Genomic DNA, 26,045 nt, shown 5'->3' with positions numbered 1-26,045 from the left:
CTCTTTTGTGGGAGATACTAGCAATCAGAGGAATGAATTGGATACATAAATTGTTTTTCAGGAGGGACCACCATGAGTTGGACAGGGATCGCTTTATTTATTCAGCTGTTTTTTGGGATTATCATTGGTTTGTATTTTTGGAATTTGCTTAAAAATCAAAGGACACAAAAAGTCACGATAGATAAGGAATCAAAGAAGGAAATGGAGCAGCTTCGCAAAATGCGGGCTATCAGCCTGTCCGAACCGTTATCTGAAAAGGTGCGCCCTAAAAGCTTTCAAGATATCGTCGGTCAGGAAGATGGGATTAAAGCGTTAAAAGCGGCGTTGTGCGGACCGAATCCCCAGCACGTCATTGTCTATGGACCGCCGGGAGTCGGAAAAACAGCTGCTGCAAGGCTTGTGTTAGAGGAAGCCAAAAAACATACGCAATCACCTTTTAAAGAGCAGGCTGTTTTTGTGGAACTCGATGCGACAACGGCTCGATTTGATGAAAGAGGAATTGCCGATCCGCTCATTGGATCTGTACATGATCCGATATACCAAGGGGCCGGAGCGATGGGACAGGCGGGTATTCCGCAGCCGAAGCAGGGGGCTGTCACGCATGCCCATGGCGGTGTATTGTTTATTGATGAAATTGGGGAGCTGCATCCTATTCAAATGAATAAAATGCTGAAGGTGCTTGAGGACCGGAAAGTCTTTTTAGACAGCGCTTATTACAGCGAAGAAAATACACAAATACCGAACCATATTCACGATATTTTTCAAAATGGCCTTCCGGCTGATTTTCGTCTGATCGGTGCGACAACAAGAATGCCCAATGAAATCCCTCCTGCAATCCGATCCCGCTGTTTAGAGGTATTTTTCCGCGAGCTTGAGAAAGATGAGCTGAAATCAGTTGCCAAAACAGCAGTGGATAAGATTGAAAAGAATATTTCTGAAGAGGGGCTTGATTTACTGACCAGCTATACGCGGAACGGCCGTGAAGCAGTTAATATGATTCAAATCGCGGCGGGAATGGCGGTGACTGAAGATCGGAAGGACATCACCATTGAGGATATAGAATGGGTGATTCATTCCAGCCAGCTTACCCCTAAGCACGAGCAGAAAATTGGCACTGCACCGCAAATCGGCATCGTAAACGGGCTCGCAGTGTATGGCCCTAACAGCGGTTCGCTGCTGGAAATCGAAGTGAACGTAACACCGGCTCAGGATAAAGGGTCAATTAACATTACCGGAATAGCAGAAGAAGAAAGCATCGGCAGCCAATCAAAATCAATTCGCCGGAAAAGCATGGCAAAGGGCTCGGTTGAGAATGTGCTAACCGTACTGCGTACAATGGGAATGAAGCCTTCAGACTATGATATCCACATTAATTTTCCCGGCGGCATTCCGATTGACGGGCCGTCGGCAGGTATTGCCATGGCGGCGGGAATTTTTTCAGCCGTTCATAAAATTCCGATTGACAACACGGTTGCCATGACAGGCGAGATCAGTCTAAACGGACTTGTAAAACCGATTGGAGGCGTGATTCCGAAAATTAAAGCGGCAAAACAGTCCGGTGCCAAAAAAGTTATTATCCCGCATGAAAATCAGCAATCGATCTTAAAACAGATTGAAGGAATCAAAATTGTGGCGGTGAAAACGTTCCAGGAAGTGCTTGATGAAATTTTAGTGAACCCGCCTACTGAACAAAAACCGTTTAACATGCAAATGAATAAAGAATCGGTCTGACCCTATTTTAAAAATAGGGTTTTTTTCATGAAGGACATCTTTTCCTTTTTCAGATCAGAAAGAAAGGGTATACTACGAGGAGACTGTGTTATAGAAAATGAAACCATGCCGTTTATTGTACAAGGATGAAAAAGTTGTATTATAATGGTTCATACTAAAGTCACGGAGGTGTCAGTCACATGGCAGAAGAATTAAAACGCAGCATCCCGCTCCTCCCTTTAAGAGGTTTATTAGTGTACCCGACAATGGTTTTGCACTTAGATGTAGGACGTGACAAGTCGGTTCAGGCCCTTGAACAGGCAATGATGCATGATCATATGATATTTTTAGCCACTCAGCAGGATATTTCGATAGACGAACCGGGTGAAGACGAAATTTTTACTGTCGGCACCTATACGAAAATTAAACAAATGCTGAAGCTTCCGAACGGTACGATTCGTGTGCTGGTGGAGGGCATACAGCGCGCTCAGATTATTGAATACAATGAGCATGAAGATTATACATCAGTAGACATTCAGCTGATCCATGAAGATGATTCAAAAGATACAGAAGACGAAGCGCTGATGCGGACTTTGTTGGACCACTTTGATCAGTACATAAAAATTTCTAAAAAAATCTCAGCCGAAACGTACGCCGCGGTTACTGATATCGAAGAGCCGGGCAGAATGGCAGACATTGTTGCTTCTCACCTGCCTCTTAAACTAAAGGATAAGCAGGATATATTAGAAACGGCTGATGTCAAAGACAGACTGAACAAGGTCATTGATTTTATCAACAATGAAAAAGAAGTGCTTGAGATCGAGAAAAAAATCGGCCAGCGCGTCAAACGTTCAATGGAGCGTACACAAAAGGAATACTATTTGCGCGAACAGATGAAGGCGATCCAAAAAGAGCTTGGTGATAAAGAAGGCAAAACAGGTGAAGTTCAAACGCTGACCGAAAAAATCGAAGAAGCGGGCATGCCTGACCATGTGAAGGAAACGGCTCTTAAGGAATTAAACAGATATGAAAAAATTCCATCCAGTTCTGCCGAAAGTTCTGTTATCCGAAATTATATTGACTGGCTGGTCGCTCTCCCATGGACGGATGAGACAGAAGATAAGCTTGATTTAAAAGAGGCTGAACATCTTTTGGACAAAGAACATCACGGACTTGAAAAAGTGAAAGAGCGTATTTTAGAGTATTTGGCTGTTCAGAAGCTGACAAAATCCTTAAAAGGTCCGATTCTCTGTTTGGCTGGACCTCCAGGGGTCGGAAAAACGTCCTTGGCCAAATCGATTGCTAAAAGTATGGATCGGAAATTTGTCAGAATTTCACTTGGCGGGGTGCGTGACGAATCAGAAATTCGCGGGCACAGACGGACATATGTCGGGGCAATGCCGGGACGTATTATTCAAGGCATGAAAAAAGCCGGCAAGCTGAATCCGGTCTTCTTACTAGACGAAATTGACAAAATGTCTTCTGATTTCAGAGGCGATCCGTCATCCGCAATGCTTGAAGTGCTTGATCCGGAGCAAAACAGCACCTTCAGCGACCACTACATTGAGGAGACCTTTGATCTGTCAAAAGTGCTCTTTATCGCTACGGCTAACAATTTAGCGACAATCCCGGGACCGCTTAGAGACAGAATGGAAATCATTAATATTGCGGGCTACACGGAAGTGGAAAAACTTGAAATTGTGAAAGATCACCTTCTTCCGAAGCAGATCAAGGAGCATGGGCTCAAAAAGAGCAACCTGCAGCTGCGTGATCAGGCCATTCTTGATATTATTCGCTATTATACGAGAGAAGCAGGTGTGAGAAACCTCGAACGCCAGCTTGCTGCCATCTGCCGCAAGGCCGCAAAAGCCATTGTTTCTGAAGATAGAAAACGGATTACAGTTACGGAGAAAAATCTTCATGACTTTATCGGAAAACGAATTTTCAGATACGGACAAGCAGAAACGGAAGATCAGGTGGGCGTCGTCACGGGGCTGGCTTATACAACTGTCGGCGGAGATACGCTGTCGATCGAAGTATCGCTTTCTCCAGGGAAAGGAAAATTGATCCTGACGGGTAAGCTTGGAGATGTCATGAGAGAGTCTGCTCAGGCGGCTTTCAGCTACGTGCGTTCAAAAACAGAAGAACTTGGCATTGAACCTGACTTTCATGAGAAGTATGATATTCATATACATGTTCCTGAGGGTGCGGTGCCTAAAGATGGTCCGTCTGCCGGTATCACAATGGCGACTGCGCTTGTTTCTGCTTTAACAGGACGGGCTGTATCGCGTAAAGTCGGAATGACTGGCGAAATTACGCTTCGCGGACGCGTGCTTCCGATCGGCGGACTGAAAGAAAAAGCACTCGGGGCACATAGAGCGGGATTGACGACCATTATTGCGCCTAAAGATAATGAAAAAGATATAGAGGATATTCCAGAAAGCGTCAGAGAGGGGCTCACCTTTATATTGGCATCCCACTTAGACGAAGTTTTGGAACATGCCTTAGTAGGAGAGAAGAAATGAAAGTCACAAAGTCAGAAATCGTAATCAGTGCAGTTAAACCTGAACAGTACCCTGAAGGGGGGCTTCCGGAGATTGCACTGGCCGGAAGATCGAACGTAGGAAAGTCATCTTTTATCAATTCATTGATTAATCGTAAAAATCTTGCGAGAACATCATCAAAACCGGGAAAAACACAAACATTAAATTTCTACATTATTAATGACGAATTGCATTTTGTTGATGTACCGGGTTACGGTTTTGCCAAAGTGTCAAAATCCGAGCGTGAAGCTTGGGGCAGAATGATTGAAACCTACATTACAACACGCGAGGAATTGAAAGCGGTGGTGCAGATCGTTGATTTGCGGCATGCACCGTCTAATGATGATGTGCAGATGTATGAATTCTTAAAGTATTACGGCATTCCTGTTATTATTATCGCTACAAAAGCGGATAAGATCCCGAAAGGAAAATGGGACAAACACGCGAAGGTTGTCCGACAGACATTAAATATTGATCCGGAAGACGAGCTGATTCTCTTCTCCTCAGAAACGAAAAAGGGGAAAGACGAAGCTTGGGGAGTGATCAAAAAAATGATAAACCGGTAGAGAATACTCTCTGCCGGTTTTATTTATCGTATAGATTTTTTTCGTTTTATCAATAATAACAATAAACTGATTCCGATAAATACAAACGGCCAATACTCTTTCAGCAGGGCCGTGGGAATATGCGCAGACTCGAGCCATGCCATAATCTGTTTGAAAAAGTAAAGAAACAGGGAAAAACAAATCATCGAAACAGCTTCATATACATATTCTTTTTTCTGAATGGTTGAAACGAGCAGTGAGAAGCCGACCATGAAGAGTAGCATTTCAAAATCATCCGGCCACCATGTCCACTTTGGCTTAGCGAAAAAGTGCAAACCGATTCCGAAGAGAAGCAACCCGATAAAGAAATGGGGGGAGACAGCTTCTTTTTTTCCTTGGTATATAAAGGCTGCACCTAACAGCATAAGAAGAACAGGCCATTGATCCTGTCCTGAAAACAGTTCGGCTTGGCTGCTTTCAAGCCATGCGTAAACGGATGCAGCGAGCAGCAGACAAGGGAATAAAATTGATTTTTGTTTCATGCATATCACCTTCTTGTTTTTTAGAGCTGATGTGTAGTAAATTTCTGCTGTTTTTGGTATTGTCAATAGGAATGCTTCTTTTCCGTGAAGCTTTTTCTAATATAGCATAAGAATTTTAAAATCTGTTCACATTTTATGAAAGAAACTATGTTATAATTATTATAAATAATGAGTTCTATGTTAGAATGATTATAAATAAAAGATTGGGTGTTGGGGGTGTAATTAAAGCGATGCATATACTTGTTGTGGGAGTAGATTATAAATCCGCCCCTATTGAGATACGTGAAAAAGTAAGTTTTCAGCCGAATGAGCTTGCAGAAGCGATGGTGCAGCTAAAAGCAGAGAAAAGCATTCTCGAAAATATCATCGTATCTACCTGCAACCGCACTGAAATTTATGCGGTAGTGGACCAGCTCCATACCGGCCGTTATTATATAAAGAAATTTTTAGCTGACTGGTTTCACTTAAGCAAAGAAGACCTGTCGCCGTTTTTAAGATTTTACGAAAGCGATGCGGCTGTTGAGCATTTGTTCCGTGTAGCCTGCGGATTGGATTCTATGGTGATCGGTGAAACGCAAATTCTTGGCCAGGTACGCGACAGCTTCAAAACAGCTCAGCAAGAAAAAACGATCGGCACGATTTTTAATGAGTTGTTTAAGCAGGCGGTTACAGTGGGTAAACGGACTCACGCCGAAACAGACATTGGCTCTAATGCAGTGTCTGTTAGCTATGCGGCCGTTGAGCTTGCGAAAAAAATCTTCGGAAACCTTTCAAGCAAGCATATATTGATCCTTGGTGCAGGAAAGATGGGCGAGCTTGCAGCCGAAAATCTGCACGGACAGGGAATCGGAAAAGTGACCGTCATTAACAGAACATACTTGAAAGCGAAAGAACTTGCAGACCGTTTCTCCGGTGAAGCGCGAAGCTTAAATCAGCTTGAAAGCGCGCTTGCAGAAGCCGATATTTTAATCAGCTCTACCGGTGCGAGTGATTTTGTTGTGTCTAAAGAAATGATGGAAAACGCGAATAAGCTTCGCAAGGGCCGCCCTTTATTTATGGTGGACATCGCCGTGCCAAGAGACTTGGATCCCGCTTTGAACGATTTAGAAGGCGTCTTCCTTTATGATATAGACGATCTTGAAGGGATCGTAGAAGCGAACCTGAAAGAGCGGAGAGAAACCGCTGAGAAGGTTGAACTGTTAATCGAAGAAACTATTGTGGAATTTAAACAATGGCTGAATACACTCGGTGTAGTGCCCGTCATTTCCGCATTGCGTGAAAAGGCGCTGGCAATCCAGTCTGAAACGATGGACAGCATCGAACGGAAGCTGCCTCATTTGACGACAAGAGAGAAAAAACTTTTGAATAAACATACGAAAAGTATCATTAATCAAATGCTCCGCGACCCGATATTAAAGGTGAAAGAACTTGCGGCAGAGGCTGATTCTGAAGAAAAGCTGGCTTTGTTTAAGCAGATTTTTGATATAGAAGAAGCTGCGGGCCGGCAAATGATCAAAAGCATTGAAGGCAGCCAAAAGGTCCATTCTTATAAGAAGGCTGAATCAAGAGCGGGGTTTGCCCCACTTGTAAGTGAGTGAAAGCTGAATGATTGATACTGCAATGGCAAGACTTAATGAAGGGACAATCGTCATTTACGCATTAAGTGTACTCTTTTATTTTATAGATTTTCATCAACACAACCGGAAGGCTGGGAAAATGGCCTTCTGGTTGCTTTCTATTGTCTGGACTCTGCAAACCGTGTATTTAGCCTACTTTATGTGGGTGACGGGGCGGTTTCCGGTATTAAATGTGACGGAGGCGCTTTATTTTTATGCTTGGGTGCTTGTCACACTGTCACTTGTACTGACAAAGCTGCTGCGTGTTGATTTTATTGTGTTTTTTACAAATGTAATAGGGTTTGCTATGATCGCCATTCATACATTTTCACCGACGGAGCAGCAGTCAGCGGCTTTTTCGGGTCAGCTCGTATCGGAGCTGTTAGTGATTCATATTACAATGGCGATTCTTTCTTACGGCGCTTTTTCCCTTTCTTTTGTATTCTCTGTGCTCTACTTGTTTCAATATCATCTGTTAAAAAAGAAAAAATGGGGAAAGTGGCTGTTGAGAATAGAAGATTTGTCTAAGCTTGATTATATGGCGTATGTTCTGAATGTCATCGGAGTTCCGATGCTTTTGCTGAGTTTGATTCTTGGCGTCATTTGGGCGTATGTGTCTCTAGAAACGCTGTATTGGTTCGACGCCAAAGTGCTTGGTTCGTTTGTCGTCCTGCTTCTGTACAGCTATTATCTTTATATCAGGCTGATTAAAGAGCTTCAGGGGAAGGTCGCCGCACTGTGGAATACGGCTTGTTTTCTCGTGCTGATGATCAATTATTTCCTGCTCGGAAGCCTGTCTCAATTCCATTGGTTCAGTTAAATAATGTGCCCAAGCAGATTCGGGAGGAAAGAAAAAATGAGAACGATAAAAGTAGGTTCCAGACGGAGCAAACTCGCTATGACCCAAACAAAATGGGTGATTCGCAAACTGAAGGAGATCAATCCTTCTTTTGCTTTTGACATAAAAGAAATCGTCACAAAGGGTGACCGGATTGTCGATGTTACCCTGTCAAAAGTGGGAGGGAAAGGGCTGTTTGTCAAAGAAATCGAACAAGCGCTTTTAAACGAAGACATTGATATGGCGGTTCACAGCATGAAGGATATGCCTGCCGTTTTGCCTGAGGGCCTTGTGATCGGCTGTATTCCTGAACGGGAAGATCCTCGTGACGCTCTTATTTCAAAGAATCGTGTAAAGCTTTCTGAATTGAAGGAAGGTGCTGTAATCGGCACAAGCAGTTTAAGAAGAAGCGCGCAGCTTTTGATTGAGCGCCCTGACATTACAATTAAATGGATTAGAGGTAATATAGATACGAGACTTCAAAAGCTGGAAAACGAAGATTATGACGCAATTATTTTAGCTGCGGCAGGGCTTTCCAGAATGGGCTGGAAGCAGGAAGTCGTAACTGAATTTCTTGAGCCTGAGCGCTGTCTTCCGGCTGTTGGCCAAGGCGCTCTTGCAATTGAGTGCCGCGAATCCGATCGAGAGCTTTTAACGTTATTTTCTCAGTTTACGGATGAGTATACAAAACGGACTGTATTGGCAGAACGTGCCTACTTAAACGCGATGGAGGGCGGCTGTCAGGTGCCGATCGCCGGCTACTCGGTGATAAACGGCCAGGATGAAATTGAACTGACAGGGCTTGTGGCTTCGCCTGATGGAAAAATCATTTTCAAAGAAACCGTCACCGGAAACGATCCGGAGGAAGTCGGTAAGCGCTGTGCGGCTCTCATGACTGATAAAGGCGCTAAAGATTTAATTGATCGCGTAAAACGGGAGCTTGATGAGGATGGTAAATGATTTTCCTTTGAAAGGAAAAACAGTGCTTGTCACCCGAAATAAGACGCAGGCAAAATCGTTTCGGCAGAAAGTGGAGCAGCTTGGCGGAAAAGCGGTATTGGCCTCATTGATCACGTTTCGCCGAGTTCTGCCGAATGATCTGGCAGAACAGGTGCGAATAGAACTTGCCATACCCGGGTGGCTTGTGTTTACGAGTGTAAATGGAGCAGATTTCTTTTTTTCTTATCTGAAAGAAAATCAGCTTCTTGTTCCCGGTCATAAAAAAATTGCAGCTGTTGGTGAAAAAACCGCACGCCGTTTAGAATCGTACAACGTATCGGTTGATGTAATGCCTCATGACTATATTGCAGAACAATTGGCGGACGCTCTTAAGCAGCATGCCGAACCGTCAGAACGGATTTCAGTCATAAAAGGCAATTTATCTCGCGATGTGATAAAAAAAGAGCTTACGCCTCTTGGCTTTGAAGTGAAGGAATGGGTCGTATATGAAACTGTTCCTGATGAAGACGGCATTGAGGAATTAAAAAATGCCGCGAATCAGTATTCATTTGATTATGTGACATTTACAAGCTCATCAACCGTACATACATTTATGCATGTTCTGGGAGAAGGAATAAAAAAATGGCCGGCGCACCAGACGGCCTGCATCAGCATCGGACCGCTAACGAGGGACGCTCTGCTGTCGTACGGAATCACGTCGTATATGCCTGATACATTTACAATTGACGGCATGCTTGATTTAATGTGCCGCATGTCTAGAAAGGAAGATAGAATATGAGTCAATCATTTAACAGACACCGCCGTTTGCGGTCATCAAAAGCAATGAGAGAGATGGTGAAAGAAACTCGTCTGCATCCATCTGATTTTATTTATCCGATCTTTGTTGTTGAAGGTTTAGAAGGAAAAAAAGCTGTTCCTTCAATGCCTGATGTTTATCATGTATCTTTAGATCTATTAAAGGATGAAGTGGCTGAGCTGGTCAGTCTCGGAATTCAATCCGTCATTGTTTTCGGCATACCTGAAGAAAAAGATGATTGCGGAACGCAAGCTTACCATGACCACGGGATTGTGCAAGAAGCAATTGCCGAAATTAAAAAACACTTCCCTGAGATGGTTGTCGTCGCTGATACATGCCTATGTGAATATACAGATCACGGACATTGCGGTCTGGTCAAAGACGGACAGATCCTGAATGATGAATCCTTGGAGCTATTGGCACAGACAGCTGTCAGCCAAGCAAAAGCCGGAGCGGATATCATTGCGCCTTCTAACATGATGGACGGATTTGTGACGGTTATCAGAGAAGCGTTAGATAAAGAAGGCTTCATCAATATTCCGATCATGTCTTACGCCGTGAAATATTCAAGTGAGTTTTACGGTCCGTTCCGGGATGCAGCAAACAGCACGCCTCAATTTGGCGACCGCAAAACGTATCAAATGGACCCTGCCAACCGCCTGGAAGCACTCCGTGAAGCCCAATCAGATGTTGAAGAAGGCGCGGACTTCCTGATTGTGAAACCTTCACTTTCTTATATGGATATCATGCGGGATGTAAAAAATGAGTTTACATTGCCGCTTGTGGCTTATAATGTAAGCGGAGAGTATTCTATGGTGAAGGCTGCAGCTCAGAACGGCTGGATCAAGGAAAAAGAGATTGTCTTAGAAATTTTGACAAGCATGAAGCGTGCGGGTGCCGACCTGATTATTACGTATCATGCAAAAGACGCAGCAAAATGGCTTGCGGAGTAATTTTATTCAGTTGACAGGAGTTGAGGCAGATGAGAAGCTATGAAAAATCAAAAGCGGCTTTTAAAGAAGCGCAAAAACTCATGCCGGGCGGTGTAAACAGCCCCGTTCGCGCCTTTAAATCGGTAGACATGGACCCGATTTTTATGGAGCGAGGAAAAGGCTCTAAAATCTATGATATTGATGGAAATGAGTATATTGATTACGTCTTGTCATGGGGGCCTTTAATTTTAGGACACACAAATGACCGCGTTGTAGAGAGCCTCAAAAAAGTGGCTGAATACGGGACAAGCTTCGGGGCTCCGACTGAGGTGGAAAATGAATTGGCGAAGCTCGTCATTGACCGAGTGCCGTCAGTAGAAATTGTACGGATGGTCAGCTCGGGAACCGAGGCGACCATGAGTGCGCTTCGTTTGGCAAGAGGATATACAGGCCGCAATAAGATTTTAAAATTTGAGGGCTGCTACCATGGACACGGAGATTCTCTGCTGATTAAAGCGGGTTCAGGAGTGGCAACACTCGGTCTGCCTGACAGCCCGGGCGTACCTGAAGGAATAGCGAAAAACACCATCACTGTTCCGTACAATGAGTTAGAAAGTGTAAAGCTTGCATTCCAACAGTTCGGTGAAGACATTGCAGGCGTCATCGTAGAACCGGTTGCCGGAAACATGGGAGTAGTTCCGCCGCAAGAAGGCTTCCTGCAAGGATTGCGTGATATTACTGAACAGTACGGCACGCTACTGATTTTTGATGAAGTCATGACTGGCTTCCGGGTCGATTACAAATGCGCTCAAGGCTATTTCGGCGTAACGCCTGATCTGACTTGCTTAGGAAAAGTGATCGGGGGCGGACTGCCTGTCGGCGCTTATGGCGGTAAAGCCGAAATTATGGAGCGGATCGCTCCGAGCGGTCCGATTTATCAGGCAGGTACGCTGTCAGGCAACCCGCTTGCGATGACGGCTGGACTCGAAACATTAAAGCAGCTCACGCCTGAATCATACAAGACCTTTATGAAAAAAGGCGACAGGCTGGAAGAAGGCATTTCAAAAGCGGCAGAGGCGCACGGTATTCCGCATACCTTTAACCGCGCAGGTTCAATGATCGGTTTCTTCTTTACAAATGAACCTGTCATCAATTATGAAACAGCCAAAGCATCGGATTTGAAGCTGTTTGCCAAGTATTATAAAGGAATGGCAAACGAAGGTGTGTTCCTTCCGCCGTCTCAATTTGAAGGGCTTTTCCTCTCGACGGCTCATACTGATGAAGATATTGAAAAAACAATTCAGGCAGCTGAGAACGTATTCGCAGAGATCAGCCGCGGATAAGTACGATAAAAACCGGTATCAAGGACATCCTTGTACCGGTTTTTCTATGCTTCCCCATTCATATTTTCTCCATTTCATACATACACCTTTAGTGACATCTAATTTTAAGGATTAGATGAAAGGAGGATATGAACTTGCCGCAAAATCATCGATTGCAATTTTCTGTAGAAGAATCGATCTGTTTCCAAAAAGGACAGGAAGTTTCTGAACTGCTTTCCATTTCATTAGATCCTGATATTAGGGTTCAGGAAGTAAATGATTACGTTTCAATCAGAGGATCGCTTGAACTTACAGGTGAGTACAACATAGATCAGAGCAAAAATACTGAAGAGTTTTATACCGATAAGCGGTTTGTCGAAGAGGTCAGAACGAGAGAGGATGGAACTGCGGAACTGACTCATTGTTTCCCTGTCGATATTACCATCCCGAAAAATAAAGTCAGTCATCTACATGAAGTTTTTGTGTTTATTGATGCATTTGACTATCAACTAACAGACTCGCGCATCCTAACGATCCAGGCTGATTTAGCAATAGAAGGCCTTCTTGATGACACAGCAGACAGGGAGCAAGACATTCCTCTCTATGAAGCTCCTGATGAAGGTTTTTCTGAGCCGCCAGAGCTATTTGCTTTAGAAGCAGAGGACAGCGTAGAAGAAGCGCCAGCCGAGCCGCCGGAGCTTGTTGTCTCGGAAACGAGGCTTCGTGAAGAGCAGGAAAATGAAGAGGAAGAAGCTGAGCGGTCAGAGCCATTGGCTTTGAAATCAGAGGACAGCGAAGATATAAAGGCGGAAGAAGCGCCAGCTGAGCCGCCGGAGCTTCTAGTCTCGGAAACGAGGCTTCGTGAAGAGCAGGAAAATGAAGAGGAAGAAGCTGAGCGGTCAGAGCCATTGGCTTTGAAACCAGAGGACAGCGAAGATATAAAGGCGGAAGAAGCGCCAGCTGAGCCGCCAGAGCTAGTTGTCTCGGAAGCGAGGCTTCGTGAAGAACAGGAAAATGAAAAGAAAGAAGCTGAGCGGTCAGAGCCATTGGCTTTAAAAGCGGAGGAAAGCGGCGGTATTAAAGCAGAAGAAGCGTCAGTTGAGCCGCCAGAGCTTGTTGTCTCGGAAGCGAGGCTTCGTGAAGAGCAGGAAAATGAAGAGGAAGAAGCTGAGCGGTCAGCGCCATTGGATTTAAAAGCAGAGGAAAGCGAAGATATAAAGGCGGAAGAAGCGCCAGCTGAGCCGCCAGGGCTTGTTGTCTCGGAAGCGAGGCTTCGTGAAGAGCAAGCAGATGAAAAGGAAGAAGCTGAGCGGTCAGCGCCATTGGATTTAAAAGCGGAGGAAAGCGGCGGTATTAAAGCAGAAGAAGCGCGAGCCGAGCCGTCAGAGCTTGTTGTCTCGGAAGCGAGGCTTCGTGAAGAGCAGGCGAATGAAGAGAAAGAAACTGTACGATCAGAATCAGCTGCTTTAGAACCAGAGGGCAGCAAAGATATAAATGCGAAAGAAGCGAAGCCGCCGGAGCTCATTCTATCAGAGACAAGGCTTCGTGAGGAAGCGGAAACAATAGAAGCAGATTCCCCAAAGGCTGCTTCAGGAATAGAGATCCGCGAAAAAACAGAGACGGAAGAAGAGCAGGCTGAACTGTCAGAACCGCGTGTTTCAGCGGCGAAAATATCACCTGCTGTAGAAGCTGAGCTTCAGCAAGAGGCTGAGCGTGGTGACGAAAAAACAGAAAAGCCAGATTCTCCTATTCTTGAGCATGCTCTGCGTCAAGAATCCCAAAAAACAGAATCGGAGCTATCGGATCACATAGAGCCTGCACCTCGACAGGATGCAGAACAACCGGAGGAAGTCCAGGAAACTATACGTGAAGACGTTGTTTCTTTAGAAGGAAGCAGAGAGCAGGAAGTAGCGCCAGCTGCACTTTTAAAGGAAGAATCAGCAGTTCCAACCCTGCATTTTAATCAAAAGATAAGTGCTGAAGAGGAATCTCAGGAAGAAGAGCTTACGCCGGCCTACCGTACCTTCCTGCCGGAACAAGATTCAGAAGAGCATTCCTTTTATTCAGCGCCTAAGCTGCTGGAGGAAGAAGAGCAGAAGAAAGAAAGCTTTGAAATTGAAGTGAGAAAAACACCTTCACCTGAAGAACCTGAGGAAGAGGCGTCTTTTCATTCTTACCAGCTGCCAGACACTTCCGAACCTGAAAGGAAGGAAACAGATGCTGTTGCTGGGGCTGTTCCTGCTGCTCAAACAAAGGGAACTGAAACAAAGGAAAATCATAATTCTCTTTATTTAACAAAACTCTTTACAAGAGAAGAAGATGAGTTTTCTAGAATGAAAATCTGTATTGTTCAGCAGGAAGATACCATTGAACGTTTATGCGAACGGTACGACATTACCTCCCAGCAGCTGATCAGGATGAATTCTTTGGCGCTGGATGATGAATTGAAAGCAGGGCAGATTCTTTATATCCCTCAATACAACAGCAGCCATGCGTAAGTCGTAAGCGATCGGAAAATGTGGTGAATGGAATGGAAGATGTCCAATCGGTTCTTCAGGAATACGGACTGACGGCTCAATTTATTGAGCCAGTCAGTTCTCGTGTGTGGAAAGTGTATTCAGATTATGGGGTATTTGCGCTGAAAAAAATGAAATCGGTTCGCGGCAAACATTTTACAGATCAAATGGTGGCAATTGAGGAAAAAGGCTTTCATTCCTTTGTTCCCATTTACAGAACAAATGGGGGAGAGTTTTTCTCCGGGGGCGTACAAACTGGAGACTCCTATTACTTAATGCCGTGGCTCCAATTTGACCAAGAGGAAGAGCGGGATCAGAAACATGCCTATCTATTTAGAGAAACAGCCCGCCTTCACGAGCGAACTGCGCAGGAAATCAAGGTCAGGCGTGAAGACATTGAACGCCACTATGAACAAACGAGAAAAAAGTGGGAAAATGAAAAGATCATTTATGAACAGTTTGTAGACAGAGCTGAGAAAGAATGGTACCTGTCCCCCTTTGAATTGCAGGCTGTAACCTATTATTCAGAAACCATTTCCGCCGTAAACTTTGCGCTTGAGCGGATTAAGGACTGGTATGAAGCGGCAAAAGAAAAAGGCTCCTCAAGGGTTGTCATTACCCATGGCAGCCTGTCTATTCACCATTTTCTGTATAATGATGCAGGGACCGGATACTTTACGAATTTTGAGAGAGCGTCTGTGGGGCCGCCGCATAACGACTTGCTCGGCTTTTACACACGAATGTTCAGCGGTTTTCCAAAAGCTTGTCCGGAGTGTGTCGATTGGTTTTATGCATATACGAAAGCATTTCCTCTGCATGATGCTGAAATCAGTCTTTTTCTCAGTTACATGGCTTATCCGGCAGCGGTGTACAAAGTGCTGAACCGCTATCAGACTGGGAAAAGACGGCGTGAAAAAGATGAATGTACACACTTATTAAAGGCATACTGGCAAATGAAAAATATTGAGCCGTTTGTGATGAAAATCCATCAAATTGAACAAGAGAAAAAATTTCAGGCGGAAAACGAGTCCACGTCTTAATTGGCGCGGACTTGTTTGTTTATATCCATTCCAAATGAAGCGCACAGGCTAGCAGAATCAATATTGCGAGCAGTAAGACATCAAAGGTTGTCGGAAAGAAAATAGTTCTGATACCTTGGAAAATCGTAATCGGGATAATCACTTGCGCGGATACAAGCCGAATTTGCCTGACCCACGGCGGCAGGGAATAAGAGCTGAAACGTTTCTTCACGGTGCATCCTCCTCAACGCATTTACAAGCATCATATGTATACTTGGTCAATAGGTGCCTGCCCATCTTGTATAGGACGCAGTATTTTTGGAAAAGATGATTGACGAATCAAAAACACTTTTACTATAATAAAGAACATAAATAAAGTATATAATGAGCTGATAGATACACCTGCTTAGAACGGGAAGAGTACAAGAAAGACGCATGCAGAGAGAGAAGCCGCTTGCTGAAAGGCTTCTTATGTTGTCTGATTGGAAGGTCGCCCGGGAGCATAATTTCTTGAAAGAAGAGTAGAGAAATTCGGGAAACCCCCGTTATCCGTTGAAGCGCATGAACTGACAAGGTTCATGAAAAAAGGTGGTACCGCGAAAGAGCTTTTTCGTCCTTTTCCCAAGGATGAAGGGCTCTTTTTTCGTTCTCAGCCATTTTAAACATGCTGGAGGGTTATGATGGAAACGAATGAACAAACAATGCCGACGAAATACGATCCGGCTGCGGTTGAAAAAGACCGATATGATTTTTGGCTAAAAGGTAAGTTTTTTGAAGCAGGCAGCGATCGGACAAAGGAGCCGTACTCTGTCGTTATTCCGCCGCCAAACGTAACAGGAAGGCTTCACCTTGGCCACGCTTGGGATACAACGCTGCAAGACATTGTAACAAGAATGAAACGCATGCAGGGTTATGATGTACTGTGGCTTCCGGGTATGGACCATGCCGGCATCGCGACACAGGCTAAAGTTGAAGCGAAACTTCGTGAAGAAGGCACAAGCCGTTACGATTTAGGCCGTGAGAAATTCCTTGAAGAAACGTGGAAGTGGAAGGAAGAGTATGCTGACTTCATCCGCAGCCAGTGGGCGAAATTAGGGCTTGGCCTTGATTATTCCCGTGAACGCTTTACGCTTGATGAAGGCTTAAACAGAGCGGTTCGCGAAGTGTTCGTCAAACTTTATGAAAAAGGCTTGATCTACAGAGGCGAATACATCATAAATTGGGACCCTGCAACAAAAACAGCTTTATCAGACATTGAGGTCATTTACAAGGATGTTCAAGGCGCGTTTTATCACATGAGCTATCCGCTTGCTGACGGATCAGGTTCAATTGAAATCGCGACGACACGTCCAGAAACGATGCTTGGTGATTCAGCTGTTGCGGTTCACCCTGAAGATGAGCGCTACAAGCACCTTATCGGAAAAACGGTTATTCTGCCTATCACAAATCGTGAAATACCGATTGTCGGCGATGACTATGTTGATATGGAATTTGGTTCAGGTGCGGTGAAAATTACGCCTGCCCATGATCCGAACGACTTCGAGCTTGGCAACCGCCATAACTTAGAGCGCATTCTTGTCATGAATGAAGACGGCACGATGAATGAAAATGCGCTGCAATATCAAGGCATGGATCGCTTTGAATGCCGCAAAAAGCTCGTTAAAGATTTACAGGAGGCAGGCGTTCTCTTCAAAATCGAGGACCATCTGCACTCTGTCGGACATAGTGAACGAAGCGGAGCGGTTGTTGAGCCTTATCTTTCTACCCAATGGTTTGTGCGTATGCAGCCGCTTGCTGATGCAGCGATAGAATTGCAAGAGAAAGAAGAAAAAGTCAACTTTGTTCCTGACCGCTTCGAAAAAACGTATTTGCATTGGATGGAAAATATCCGCGACTGGTGTATTTCCCGTCAATTATGGTGGGGCCACCGCATTCCTGCCTGGTATCATAAAGAAACAGGCGAGTTATATGTCGGTCTTGAAGCGCCGGAGGACAGCGAAAATTGGGAGCAGGATACAGACGTGCTGGATACATGGTTTAGTTCTGCGCTCTGGCCTTTCTCCACTATGGGCTGGCCTGATTTGACAGCTGAAGACTTTAAACGCTATTATCCGACTGACGTTCTCGTTACAGGCTACGACATCATTTTCTTCTGGGTGTCACGCATGATTTTCCAAGGGATTGAATTTACTGGCGAACGTCCGTTTAAAGATGTTTTAATCCATGGCTTAATCCGTGATGAGCAAGGCAGAAAAATGAGTAAATCTCTTGGCAACGGTGTCGATCCGATGGACGTGATTGACAAGTACGGAGCCGATTCTCTTCGCTATTTCCTGGCGACTGGAAGCTCTCCTGGCCAAGATCTTCGCTTCAGCTATGAAAAAGTGGAATCGACTTGGAATTTTGCCAATAAAATTTGGAACGCTTCTCGTTTCGCATTAATGAACATGGACGGCATGACATATGAAGAGCTTGATCTTTCAGGTGAGAAATCAGTAGCTGACAAGTGGATTTTAACGCGTTTAAACGAAACGATCGAAAGTGTGACACAGCTAGCTGATAAATATGAGTTCGGTGAAGTCGGCCGCCATTTATATAACTTTATTTGGGACGATTTCTGTGATTGGTATATTGAAATGGCAAAGCTTCCTCTATACGGAGAAGACGAAGCGGCTAAGAAAACAACCCGTTCCATCCTTGCTTATGTTCTGGATCAAACGATGCGCCTGCTCCATCCGTTTATGCCATTCTTAACGGAGGAAATTTGGCAGCACCTGCCGCACCAAGGAGAATCCATTACTGTAAGCACATGGCCTGTTGTTGTGCCTGAGCATACAGACACTGAAGCTGCTGCTGACATGAAGCTTCTCGTTGAGCTGATCCGTTCTGTGCGTAATATCCGCAGCGAAGTAAACACACCGATGAGCAAGCAAGTTGAATTGTACATTAAAGCGAGCACGGACGAGGTCGCAGCCCGTCTCGAAGCAAACCGTTCTTATGTGGAACGCTTTACAAATCCGAGCGTGCTGAGAATCGGTACAGATATCGAAGCTGTTGATAAAGCAATGACGGCAGTTGTCACAGGAGCAGAGGTCATACTTCCGCTTGAAGGTTTAATTAATATCGATGAAGAAATCGCCCGTCTGCAAAAAGAATTCGATAAGCTGACGAAAGAAGTCGAGCGTGTCCAAAAGAAACTTGGAAACGAAGGATTTATAAAAAAAGCGCCTGCGCACGTAATTGATGAAGAACGTGAGAAAGAGAAAGATTATGTGGCAAAGCGTGACGCTGTTCAAAAACGAATGGCTGAGCTGAAGGGCTAATGAAAAGCCGAGGCGGTTTCTTGAGAAACCGCCTTGTCTTATAAAAGAGGGGATTATCATTGTTTACTGCATATGAAGAAGCGCGCAGCTGGATTCACAGCCGTCTGAAATTCGGAGTGAAGCCCGGTCTTGATCGAATGAAGCAGCTGATGGCGCGATTGGACCATCCTGAAAAGAAAATCCGCGCGCTCCACGTGGCGGGAACAAACGGCAAAGGATCAACTGTCGCTTTTATCCGTTCTATGCTGCAAGAAGCGGGATACACTGTCGGTACGTTTACATCGCCTTATATCATCACATTTAATGAGCGCATCAGCGTAAACGGCACACCTATTACAGATGAGGAGTGGGTCACACTCGTTAATCAGGTGAAACCGATCGTGGAAGAGCTTGATCAAACTGAACACGGTCAGCCGACAGAATTTGAAATTATGACGGCTTGTGCATTTTTATATTTTGCTGCGTATCATCAGGTCGATTTTGTTATTTTTGAAACAGGTCTGGGCGGAAGGTACGACTCTACCAATGTTGTCGAGCCGCTTTTAACTGTCATCACAAGCATCGGACACGACCATATGAACATTTTAGGAAACACCATTGAAGAAATCGCAGGCGAAAAAGCCGGGATTATAAAAGAAGGCATTCCGATCGTGACAGCCGTTACCCAGCCGGAAGCCTTACAGGTAATCCGGCATGAAGCTGAACGAAAGTCTGCTCCTTTTCAGTCATTGCATGATACAAGCAGGATTTATAATGAAAAGGCTCTCCCTGCAGGAGAACAGTTTTCTTTAAAAACCGGAGAAACGTGTTATGAAGATATTCGAACATCTCTCATCGGTACGCATCAAAGACAAAATGCGGCATTGTCCATTTTGGCTGCCGAGTGGCTTAACAGGGAAAACATTGCTGAATTGAGTGATGCTGCGTTAAGAAGCGGGCTCATAAAGGCTGCTTGGCCGGGCAGATTAGAGTTGGTTCAGGAACATCCGCCGGTATATTTAGACGGCGCCCATAATGAAGAAGGGATCGATAAGCTGACTGAAACGATGAAGCAGCGTTTCCCAGATTCCGATATTTGTGTGGTGTTTAGTGCGTTAAAGGATAAGCCGTATCATGACATGATTAAGAAACTGGAAACGATCGCGCACTCGATTCATTTTGCTTCTTTTGATTTTCCGCGTGCTTCTCTTGCGAAAGATCTGTATGATGCTAGTGAAATCAGCAGCAAAAGCTGGAATGAAGATCCGGAGCATGTGATCAAATTAATAGATAGCAAAAAAGGCTCAAATGATATCGTGCTCATTACGGGATCACTTTATTTTATTTCTGACATTCGAAAAAGAATGCTGTAATGACTTTGGCCCGGCAGAATCAATAATGATATTCTGCCGGGATTTTTTCTGTCAAAATCTAAAATTGCTTATTATAGATCAATATGCTTGCTGTGCTACAATTCATAGCATAATCCTAAAGAGAGTAAAGGTGTGTTGTCTATGATTCCGATTCTTTTTGTCCTCGGCCTTATCCTCGGTTCATTTTATTATACGGTTGGATGCCGTATACCCTTGCACATATCCATCATAAGTCCGCGTTCGGCATGTTCCTTTTGCCGTCGAACCCTAACCCCGACGGAATTAATCCCTGTTTTATCTTTTATTCTGCAAAAAGGCAATTGCAAAAGCTGCGGCCAAAAGCTCTCTCTTATGTACCCGGCGGCAGAGCTCTCGACAGCGAGTTTATTTGCAGCCGCGGGATTTCGTTTCGGTTTGTCTTGGGAACTGATTGTTGCGTTGCTGTTTCTTTCTCTTCTTATTATTGTTTCTGTGACAGATATTCACTTTATGCTGATTCCAAATCGCATATTGCTATTCTTTCTTCCCTTTCTGGCGGCTGGCAGAATCATTTCTCCGCTTCTTTCTTGGTATGAAGGCTTTATAGGCGCGGCTGCCGGTTTTCTTTTACTGGCCTTTATTGCCGTCATCACTCATGGAGGAATAGGGGGAGGGGATATTAAATTATTTGCCGTTATCGGCCTTGTGCTTGGTGTGAAAATGCTTGCTGCCGCCTTTTTCTTTTCTGTTCTTATAGGCGCATTGTATGGAGCTGCCGCTGTACTGTTCGGAAGGCTGGCCAGAAAACAGCCGCTTCCCTTTGCCCCGGCAATTGCAGCAGGAAGCATTTTCGCTTATTTATACGGTGACTCTATCATATCCTTTTATGTCAAAACGGCGTTAGGCTGACTGATGAAAAATTTGACGAACGTTTTTTGGACAAGACGACAAAAGTCTTGTTCTTTTTTTTTTCGCCTGTGCTAAAGTGTGTAGCATGAAAAGCCACAAGAACGGTCACACAAATGAAGGGAGGAAGCAGAATTGAAAAAAAGGAAGCAAAAAAAAATCAGTAAAGCGGAAGAAAAAGCCCTTAAGGTGACGATTAATGGAAAAGAAGAAACAGTTTACGAACAAGAGACACCGAAGACAGAGCAAGAAAAAGACATGACGTTTTCAAATTGGGAGGAAAAGAGAAAGGCGGAGCAGGAGGTTGCGGCATCCCATGAACATCCTGATGAAGATGAATTCAACTGGGATTCAGACGAGGATAAGGTGTTTAAAGATGACCCCAAAGTTGTTCCGCCTTATCAAAAGAAGAAATCGAAGCTCTATTCAAAAGGAAAGTCAGGGGCGACCAAGCCGGTAAAAAGAGTGGCGGCGACAATTGCCTTTGCGGCGGTTTTAGGCACAGGCTTAGGGCTATTCGCATTGAATATATCAGGCAATAAAGAAGCGTCGGCGCCATCCTCCTTAGATGATTCTTTAGGCAGCCAGACGGCAAAAGCAGGAGATACATCTGCGGAGAAACAAAGCACCGGCGGAGAAAAACAAGCGGCACAAACGGAAGGTACATATAAAACATATGCAGTTCAAGCAGGAAAGTTTTCAAATGAAAAGGGTGCTGAGACGTTAACTGAACAGCTGATTGAAAAAGGATATTCCGCCGTCTCCCTGTCAAAGGATGACGGGTACACGTATGTCATTGCGGGCCTGGCAAATGATAAGGCTGTATCACAGCAGTTAGGGCAGCTTTTGATCGACAGCGATTTTGAAGCTTGGGGAGGCAAGGAATTATCCTTATCAATAGAGTCGGATATGACAGATTCTTTCAAGAAAACAGCAGCGCTCTCTGCGAAGGCGATTCTCGGAGAAGATATCACAAAAGCAAGTGTTAAAAAAATAGAAAATTCGCTCGGTGAATCAGAAGCGGCTGAAACGGGAGAGAAAAAAGCAGTTTTGCAGGCGTTAAAGGAATTAGAGGACCCAAGTGCTGAAGCCGGATGGAAGGCCCAGCAGCAGCTTTTAGCCGTAATTAAATAATAGAAAGTGCCTGAGCCTTCGTCCTTAGTGACAGGCTTTTTTTATTTTGTCATGAAAAAGTTATTTTTCTGAAATTGTGGCGAGCCTCATGATTTGGTAGGATAAATGAGTATCTTTTTTTCTTAAGCAAACCCTGAAAGGATGACGAACATGGCTAAGCCGCTTATACTTGCATCACAATCTCCGCGAAGAAAAGAACTCCTCGATCTGCTTCAGATTCCCTACACCATTATTGTCAGTGAAGTAGAGGAAAAATTAAATCGAAACTTTTCACCTGAAGAAAACGTCCAATGGTTGGCAAAACAAAAAGCTAAGGCTGTGGCCGATCTCAATCCGGGCGCAATCGTAATCGGTGCTGATACAATGGTATGTCTTGACGGTGAGTGCCTTGGCAAACCGCAAGATCAAGAAGAAGCTGCTGCAATGCTTCGCAGGCTTTCCGGCCGTAGTCATTCAGTGATAACCGCTGTCAGTATTCAAGCCGCAAATCATAGCGAAACGTTCTATGATAAGACAGAGGTTGTGTTTTGGCCCCTCAGTGAAGAAGAGATTTGGACTTATATTGAAACGAAAGAGCCGATGGATAAAGCAGGTGCTTACGGCATCCAAGGAAAAGGCGCACTTTTTGTAAAAAAAATAGACGGAGATTATTATTCAGTCGTAGGGCTCCCTATATCAAAAACAATGAGAGTTCTGAAGGATTTTGATGTAGAAGCCTGACGATTTTTATAAACGGGAAGGGAAAGAAAAGGAGGGCTTGATCATACACGATCTGCCATTAAAACTCAGAGATTTCCCAAAGAAAGAAAAACCTAGAGAACGGCTGCTGAAAGTCGGAGCCGAGAACTTAGCAAACAACGAACTTTTGGCTATTTTATTGCGGACAGGCACAAAGAACGAATCTGTTATGAACCTTTCAAACAGGCTTCTGCGCTCGTTTGACGGGCTGCGTCTGCTGAAAGAAGCTTCCGTTGAGGAGCTGTCCAGCATCCCGGGAATCGGTCTGGTGAAGGCTGTGCAAATACTGGCAGCAGTTGAACTGGGAAGCCGTATTCATAAACTAGCCAATGAAGAACATGTTGTAATCCGCTCCCCGGAAGACGGCGCAAACCTGGTCATGGAGGATATGCGCTTTTTAACCCAGGAGCATTTTGTCTGTTTATATTTAAATACAAAAAACCAAGTCATCCATAAACGCACTGTTTTTATCGGAAGTCTGAATTCATCCATTGTCCACCCCCGGGAGGTATTTAAAGAAGCGTTCAAACGATCTGCCGCTTCCTTTATTTGTATCCACAATCATCCTTCGGGGGATCCGACGCCGAGCAGGGAAGATATTGAAGTGACAAGACGGCTGTTTGAATGCGGAAACCTGATTGGCATCGAGCTGCTTGACCATTTGGTGATTGGCGACAAAAAATTTGTGAGTTTAAAGGAAAAAGGATATTTGTAACACTTTTTTTTTCGTCGAATTAAGCTATAATAGAGTTTATGAGTTTTTCCCTTTAGGGTATTTTTGCTTTAAGAAAGGAAGATACATACATATGTTTGGAATTGGTACAAGAGACCTTGGTATAGATCTTGGAACTGCGAATACGCTTGTTTTTGTGAAAGGTAAAGGAATTGTTGTGAGAGAGCCGTCAGTCGTTGCTCTGCAAACGGATACGAAATCGATTGTTGCTGTCGGAAATGATGCGAAAAATATGATCGGACGGACTCCTGGAAACGTAGTGGCTCTTCGCCCGATGAAAGACGGCGTTATCGCTGATTATGAAACAACGGCTACCATGATGAAATATTACATCAATCAAGCCATTAAAAATAAAGGCATGTTTGCCAGAAAACCTTATGTGATGGTTTGTGTGCCATCCGGCATTACTGCGGTTGAAGAGCGTGCTGTTATCGATGCGACAAGACAAGCAGGAGCGCGTGACGCGTATCCGATCGAAGAACCGTTTGCTGCGGCTATCGGCGCCAATCTGCCGGTTTGGGAACCGACTGGAAGCATGGTTGTTGATATCGGTGGCGGAACGACAGAAGTTGCGATTATTTCCCTCGGAGGTATTGTAACATCTCAATCCATCCGCGTTGCCGGTGATGAAATGGACGATGCGATTATCAACTACATCAGAAAAACATACAACCTGATGATCGGGGACCGCACTGCTGAAGCGATTAAAATGGATATCGGCTCTGCTGAATCCGCAGAAGAATCCGATAAAATGGAAATCCGCGGACGTGACTTGCTGACTGGTCTGCCGAAAACGATCGAAATTACTGGAAAAGAAATTTCTAATGCTTTGCGTGACACTGTGTCAACCATTGTAGAGGCAGTGAAAAGCACACTTGAAAAAACACCGCCTGAGCTTGCCGCAGATATCATGGACAGAGGTATTGTGTTAACCGGCGGCGGAGCGCTTCTTCGTAATTTGGACAAAGTCATCAGCGAAGAAACAAAAATGCCGGTCCTTATCGCTGAAGACCCGCTTGATTGTGTAGCGATCGGTACAGGAAAAGCACTGGAGCACATTCATCTTTTCAAAGGAAAAACAAGATAATCGGGAGTTCAATAGAAGAGGTGTAACACGATGCCGAATAAACGGTTAATGCTATTACTTCTGTGTATTATCATATTGGTGGCTATGATTGGATTTTCGCTGAAGGACGGCCGTAATACCACCTGGCCTGAGAAACTGATCGGTGATACGACGGGAGTATTTCAAAACATTTTTCATACGCCTGCCGAATTTTTTGCAGGGATATTTGAGAACATTAGTGATTTAAAAAACACATACGAAGAAAACGAGCGTCTGAGAGAAAAGCTTGACGGACAGACAAAATATGAAGCCAAGCTCCAAGAACTTGAAGACGAAAACAAATCCTTGCGTGACGAACTCGGCCATGTGAAATCAATAAAAGATTACAAGCCGATTTTGGCGACAGTCATTGCCAGAAGCCCTGATAACTGGGCGAAGCAGGTGACCATTAACAAAGGGACTCAGCAAAACGTAGCGAAAGATATGGCTGTAACGAACGAAAAAGGCGCATTAATCGGGAAGATTAAAAGCTCCGGCCTTAATAACTTTACGTCTACGGTCCAGCTTTTAAGCGATACTGACCGGAATAACAGAGTCGCAACAACCATTTCCGGGAAAAAAGGCAGCAAAGGCTACGGTTTAATCGAAGGATATGATAAAGACAAAAAACGGCTGAAGATGACCATAATCGAACGCAAGGATAAACAAGACGTGAAAAAAGGCGATCTGATTGAAACGTCGGGCACAGGAGGCGTATTTCCAGAAGGGCTGACAATCGGTGAAGTGACTGAGATCGAGTCTGACTCTTATGGATTAACGAAAGTTGCCTATGTAAAACCTGCGGCTGATCTTTCTGATTTAAATAATGTGATCGTTGTTAATCGTGATGTGCCGACTGTCGATACAGAGGAGGAAGGATCGTGAAACGTTTCCTTCTCCCTTTCGTTATGATGTTGGTTTTTTCGGCGGAAAGCATCTTTACTGATCTGGTGCATTTCCCGTTCGTCACGGATGACCAGGTGCTCGTCCCGCGTTTTCTGATGCTTGTGCTGATTTTTATGTCGGCTTTTATCAATCAAAAACACGCGGTGATCTACGGTTTTATTTTCGGCTTTCTATATGATATGAATTATACAAGTCTATTAGGTGTTTATATGTTTGGCTTTGCGGGGCTAAGCTATTTGGCGTCAAAAGCGTTTAAAGTGCTGCACACAAACGCTTTTGTCGTCATCCTGATTGCTGTTCTCGCAGTTTGCCTGCTTGAATTTTATGTATTCGGCATTCAGTCGCTGATTCACAAAGACATTATGACGTTTAATGGCTTTGTGCTAGACCGGTTTATACCGACAGTTTTATTAAATATGATAAGCGCACTCATCCTGGTTCTCCCATTTAGATTATTTTTTATGAGTCTAAAGAAAGAATTGAGAGATGAGTAAAAAGGATTTTATCTTTTTTTGACGAAATGAGTATGT

At 44.4% G+C, this 26,045-nt stretch carries 22 protein-coding genes and 1 other annotated feature; of the genes, 20 read left to right on the top strand and 2 right to left on the bottom strand.

Going from position 1 to position 26,045, the window contains the following annotated elements; genetic code table 11:
- The first annotated feature begins 72 nt into the window (after positions 1 to 72).
- The 3 genes from lonB to yihA all read left to right on the top strand — a co-directional run bounded on the left by lonB (position 73) and on the right by yihA (position 4,819).
- Positions 73 to 1,731 carry an ATP-dependent protease LonB gene (gene lonB / locus P3L57_RS13830; RefSeq protein ID WP_069487099.1) on the top strand — a complete coding sequence of 553 codons (1,659 nt, stop codon included), beginning with the start codon at positions 73 to 75 and terminating at the stop codon, positions 1,729 to 1,731.
- A gap of 179 nt (positions 1,732 to 1,910) precedes the next feature.
- Positions 1,911 to 4,235, top strand: a complete 2,325-nt coding sequence (gene lon, locus P3L57_RS13825) for an endopeptidase La (protein WP_024122375.1) — start codon at positions 1,911 to 1,913, stop codon at positions 4,233 to 4,235.
- Positions 4,232 to 4,819, top strand: a complete 588-nt coding sequence (yihA, locus tag P3L57_RS13820) for a ribosome biogenesis GTP-binding protein YihA/YsxC (RefSeq protein ID WP_024122374.1) — start codon at positions 4,232 to 4,234, stop codon at positions 4,817 to 4,819. Before lon ends, yihA begins: the two co-directional genes overlap by 4 nt.
- A 23-nt stretch (positions 4,820 to 4,842) precedes the next feature.
- Here the strand turns inward: yihA and P3L57_RS13815 are convergent, their stop codons facing one another.
- Positions 4,843 to 5,340 carry a hypothetical protein gene (locus P3L57_RS13815; protein WP_059293479.1) on the bottom strand — a complete coding sequence of 166 codons (498 nt, stop codon included), beginning with the start codon at positions 5,338 to 5,340 and terminating at the stop codon, positions 4,843 to 4,845.
- Positions 5,341 to 5,570: 230 nt separating this feature from the next.
- Here P3L57_RS13815 and hemA point away from each other — a divergent pair, with 230 nt between their 5' ends.
- The 8 genes from hemA (at position 5,571) to cotN (ending at position 15,360) form a co-directional block, all read left to right on the top strand.
- Entirely contained in the window at positions 5,571 to 6,938 is a 1,368-nt protein-coding gene (hemA, locus tag P3L57_RS13810; protein WP_069487101.1) for a glutamyl-tRNA reductase, read from the top strand.
- 7 nt (positions 6,939 to 6,945) lie between these two features.
- Positions 6,946 to 7,776 (top strand): cytochrome c biogenesis protein, encoded by an 831-nt coding sequence (locus P3L57_RS13805; RefSeq protein ID WP_069487102.1) that lies wholly within the window; start codon positions 6,946 to 6,948, stop codon positions 7,774 to 7,776.
- Positions 7,777 to 7,812: 36 nt separating this feature from the next.
- The gene (gene hemC, locus P3L57_RS13800; RefSeq protein ID WP_044154111.1) at positions 7,813 to 8,754 is read left to right on the top strand and encodes a hydroxymethylbilane synthase; all 942 of its coding nucleotides are present in this window, start codon (positions 7,813 to 7,815) and stop codon (positions 8,752 to 8,754) included.
- Positions 8,744 to 9,532: a uroporphyrinogen-III synthase gene (hemD, locus tag P3L57_RS13795; protein ID WP_069487103.1), complete on the top strand. Its 789-nt coding sequence runs from the start codon at positions 8,744 to 8,746 to the stop codon at positions 9,530 to 9,532. The genes hemC and hemD overlap by 11 nt, the downstream gene beginning before the upstream one ends.
- Complete coding sequence (hemB, locus tag P3L57_RS13790) at positions 9,529 to 10,503, top strand: porphobilinogen synthase (protein WP_024122369.1); 975 nt, start codon at positions 9,529 to 9,531, stop codon at positions 10,501 to 10,503. Before hemD ends, hemB begins: the two co-directional genes overlap by 4 nt.
- Before the next feature lie 29 nt (positions 10,504 to 10,532).
- On the top strand, positions 10,533 to 11,825 hold the full coding sequence (gene hemL, locus P3L57_RS13785) for a glutamate-1-semialdehyde 2,1-aminomutase (protein WP_277617441.1): 1,293 nt from the start codon (positions 10,533 to 10,535) through the stop codon (positions 11,823 to 11,825).
- Positions 11,826 to 11,959: 134 nt separating this feature from the next.
- Positions 11,960 to 14,302, top strand: coding sequence for a LysM peptidoglycan-binding domain-containing protein (locus P3L57_RS13780; protein WP_069487104.1), 2,343 nt, complete (start codon positions 11,960 to 11,962; stop codon positions 14,300 to 14,302).
- 32 nt (positions 14,303 to 14,334) lie between these two features.
- Complete coding sequence (gene cotN, locus P3L57_RS13775; protein ID WP_069487105.1) at positions 14,335 to 15,360, top strand: spore coat protein CotN; 1,026 nt, start codon at positions 14,335 to 14,337, stop codon at positions 15,358 to 15,360.
- A 19-nt stretch (positions 15,361 to 15,379) separates the two neighbouring features.
- Here cotN and P3L57_RS13770 read toward each other — a convergent pair whose 3' ends face one another.
- Positions 15,380 to 15,571 (bottom strand): hypothetical protein, encoded by a 192-nt coding sequence (locus tag P3L57_RS13770; RefSeq protein WP_024122364.1) that lies wholly within the window; start codon positions 15,569 to 15,571, stop codon positions 15,380 to 15,382.
- A gap of 166 nt (positions 15,572 to 15,737) precedes the next feature.
- Positions 15,738 to 15,960: a binding site (T-box leader), on the top strand.
- 59 nt (positions 15,961 to 16,019) lie between these two features.
- Here P3L57_RS13770 and valS point away from each other — a divergent pair.
- The 9 genes from valS to mreD all read left to right on the top strand — a co-directional run bounded on the left by valS (position 16,020) and on the right by mreD (position 26,009).
- Entirely contained in the window at positions 16,020 to 18,662 is a 2,643-nt protein-coding gene (gene valS, locus P3L57_RS13765) for a valine--tRNA ligase (protein ID WP_069487106.1), read from the top strand.
- A gap of 59 nt (positions 18,663 to 18,721) precedes the next feature.
- Positions 18,722 to 20,014 carry a bifunctional folylpolyglutamate synthase/dihydrofolate synthase gene (locus P3L57_RS13760; protein ID WP_069487107.1) on the top strand — a complete coding sequence of 431 codons (1,293 nt, stop codon included), beginning with the start codon at positions 18,722 to 18,724 and terminating at the stop codon, positions 20,012 to 20,014.
- 141 nt (positions 20,015 to 20,155) lie between these two features.
- Positions 20,156 to 20,902 carry a prepilin peptidase gene (locus P3L57_RS13755; RefSeq protein ID WP_069487108.1) on the top strand — a complete coding sequence of 249 codons (747 nt, stop codon included), beginning with the start codon at positions 20,156 to 20,158 and terminating at the stop codon, positions 20,900 to 20,902.
- Positions 20,903 to 21,034: 132 nt separating this feature from the next.
- Complete coding sequence (locus P3L57_RS13750) at positions 21,035 to 22,033, top strand: SPOR domain-containing protein (protein WP_069487109.1); 999 nt, start codon at positions 21,035 to 21,037, stop codon at positions 22,031 to 22,033.
- A gap of 150 nt (positions 22,034 to 22,183) precedes the next feature.
- Positions 22,184 to 22,753, top strand: coding sequence for a Maf family nucleotide pyrophosphatase (locus P3L57_RS13745; RefSeq protein WP_044154168.1), 570 nt, complete (start codon positions 22,184 to 22,186; stop codon positions 22,751 to 22,753).
- A 37-nt stretch (positions 22,754 to 22,790) separates the two neighbouring features.
- On the top strand, positions 22,791 to 23,486 hold the full coding sequence (gene radC / locus P3L57_RS13740) for a RadC family protein (RefSeq protein WP_044154171.1): 696 nt from the start codon (positions 22,791 to 22,793) through the stop codon (positions 23,484 to 23,486).
- Between the two features lie 91 nt (positions 23,487 to 23,577).
- The gene (gene mreB / locus P3L57_RS13735) at positions 23,578 to 24,591 is read left to right on the top strand and encodes a cell shape-determining protein MreB (protein WP_010335164.1); all 1,014 of its coding nucleotides are present in this window, start codon (positions 23,578 to 23,580) and stop codon (positions 24,589 to 24,591) included.
- A gap of 30 nt (positions 24,592 to 24,621) precedes the next feature.
- Positions 24,622 to 25,494, top strand: coding sequence for a rod shape-determining protein MreC (mreC, locus tag P3L57_RS13730; protein ID WP_010335163.1), 873 nt, complete (start codon positions 24,622 to 24,624; stop codon positions 25,492 to 25,494).
- The gene (mreD, locus tag P3L57_RS13725) at positions 25,491 to 26,009 is read left to right on the top strand and encodes a rod shape-determining protein MreD (protein ID WP_010335162.1); all 519 of its coding nucleotides are present in this window, start codon (positions 25,491 to 25,493) and stop codon (positions 26,007 to 26,009) included. Before mreC ends, mreD begins: the two co-directional genes overlap by 4 nt.
- Positions 26,010 to 26,045: the final 36 nt, after the last annotated feature.

It is taken from the genome of Bacillus sp. B28, from assembly GCF_029536185.1.
Classification (GTDB): domain Bacteria; phylum Bacillota; class Bacilli; order Bacillales; family Bacillaceae; genus Bacillus; species Bacillus halotolerans.
This window is presented reverse-complemented; position numbering and strand designations above follow the sequence as displayed.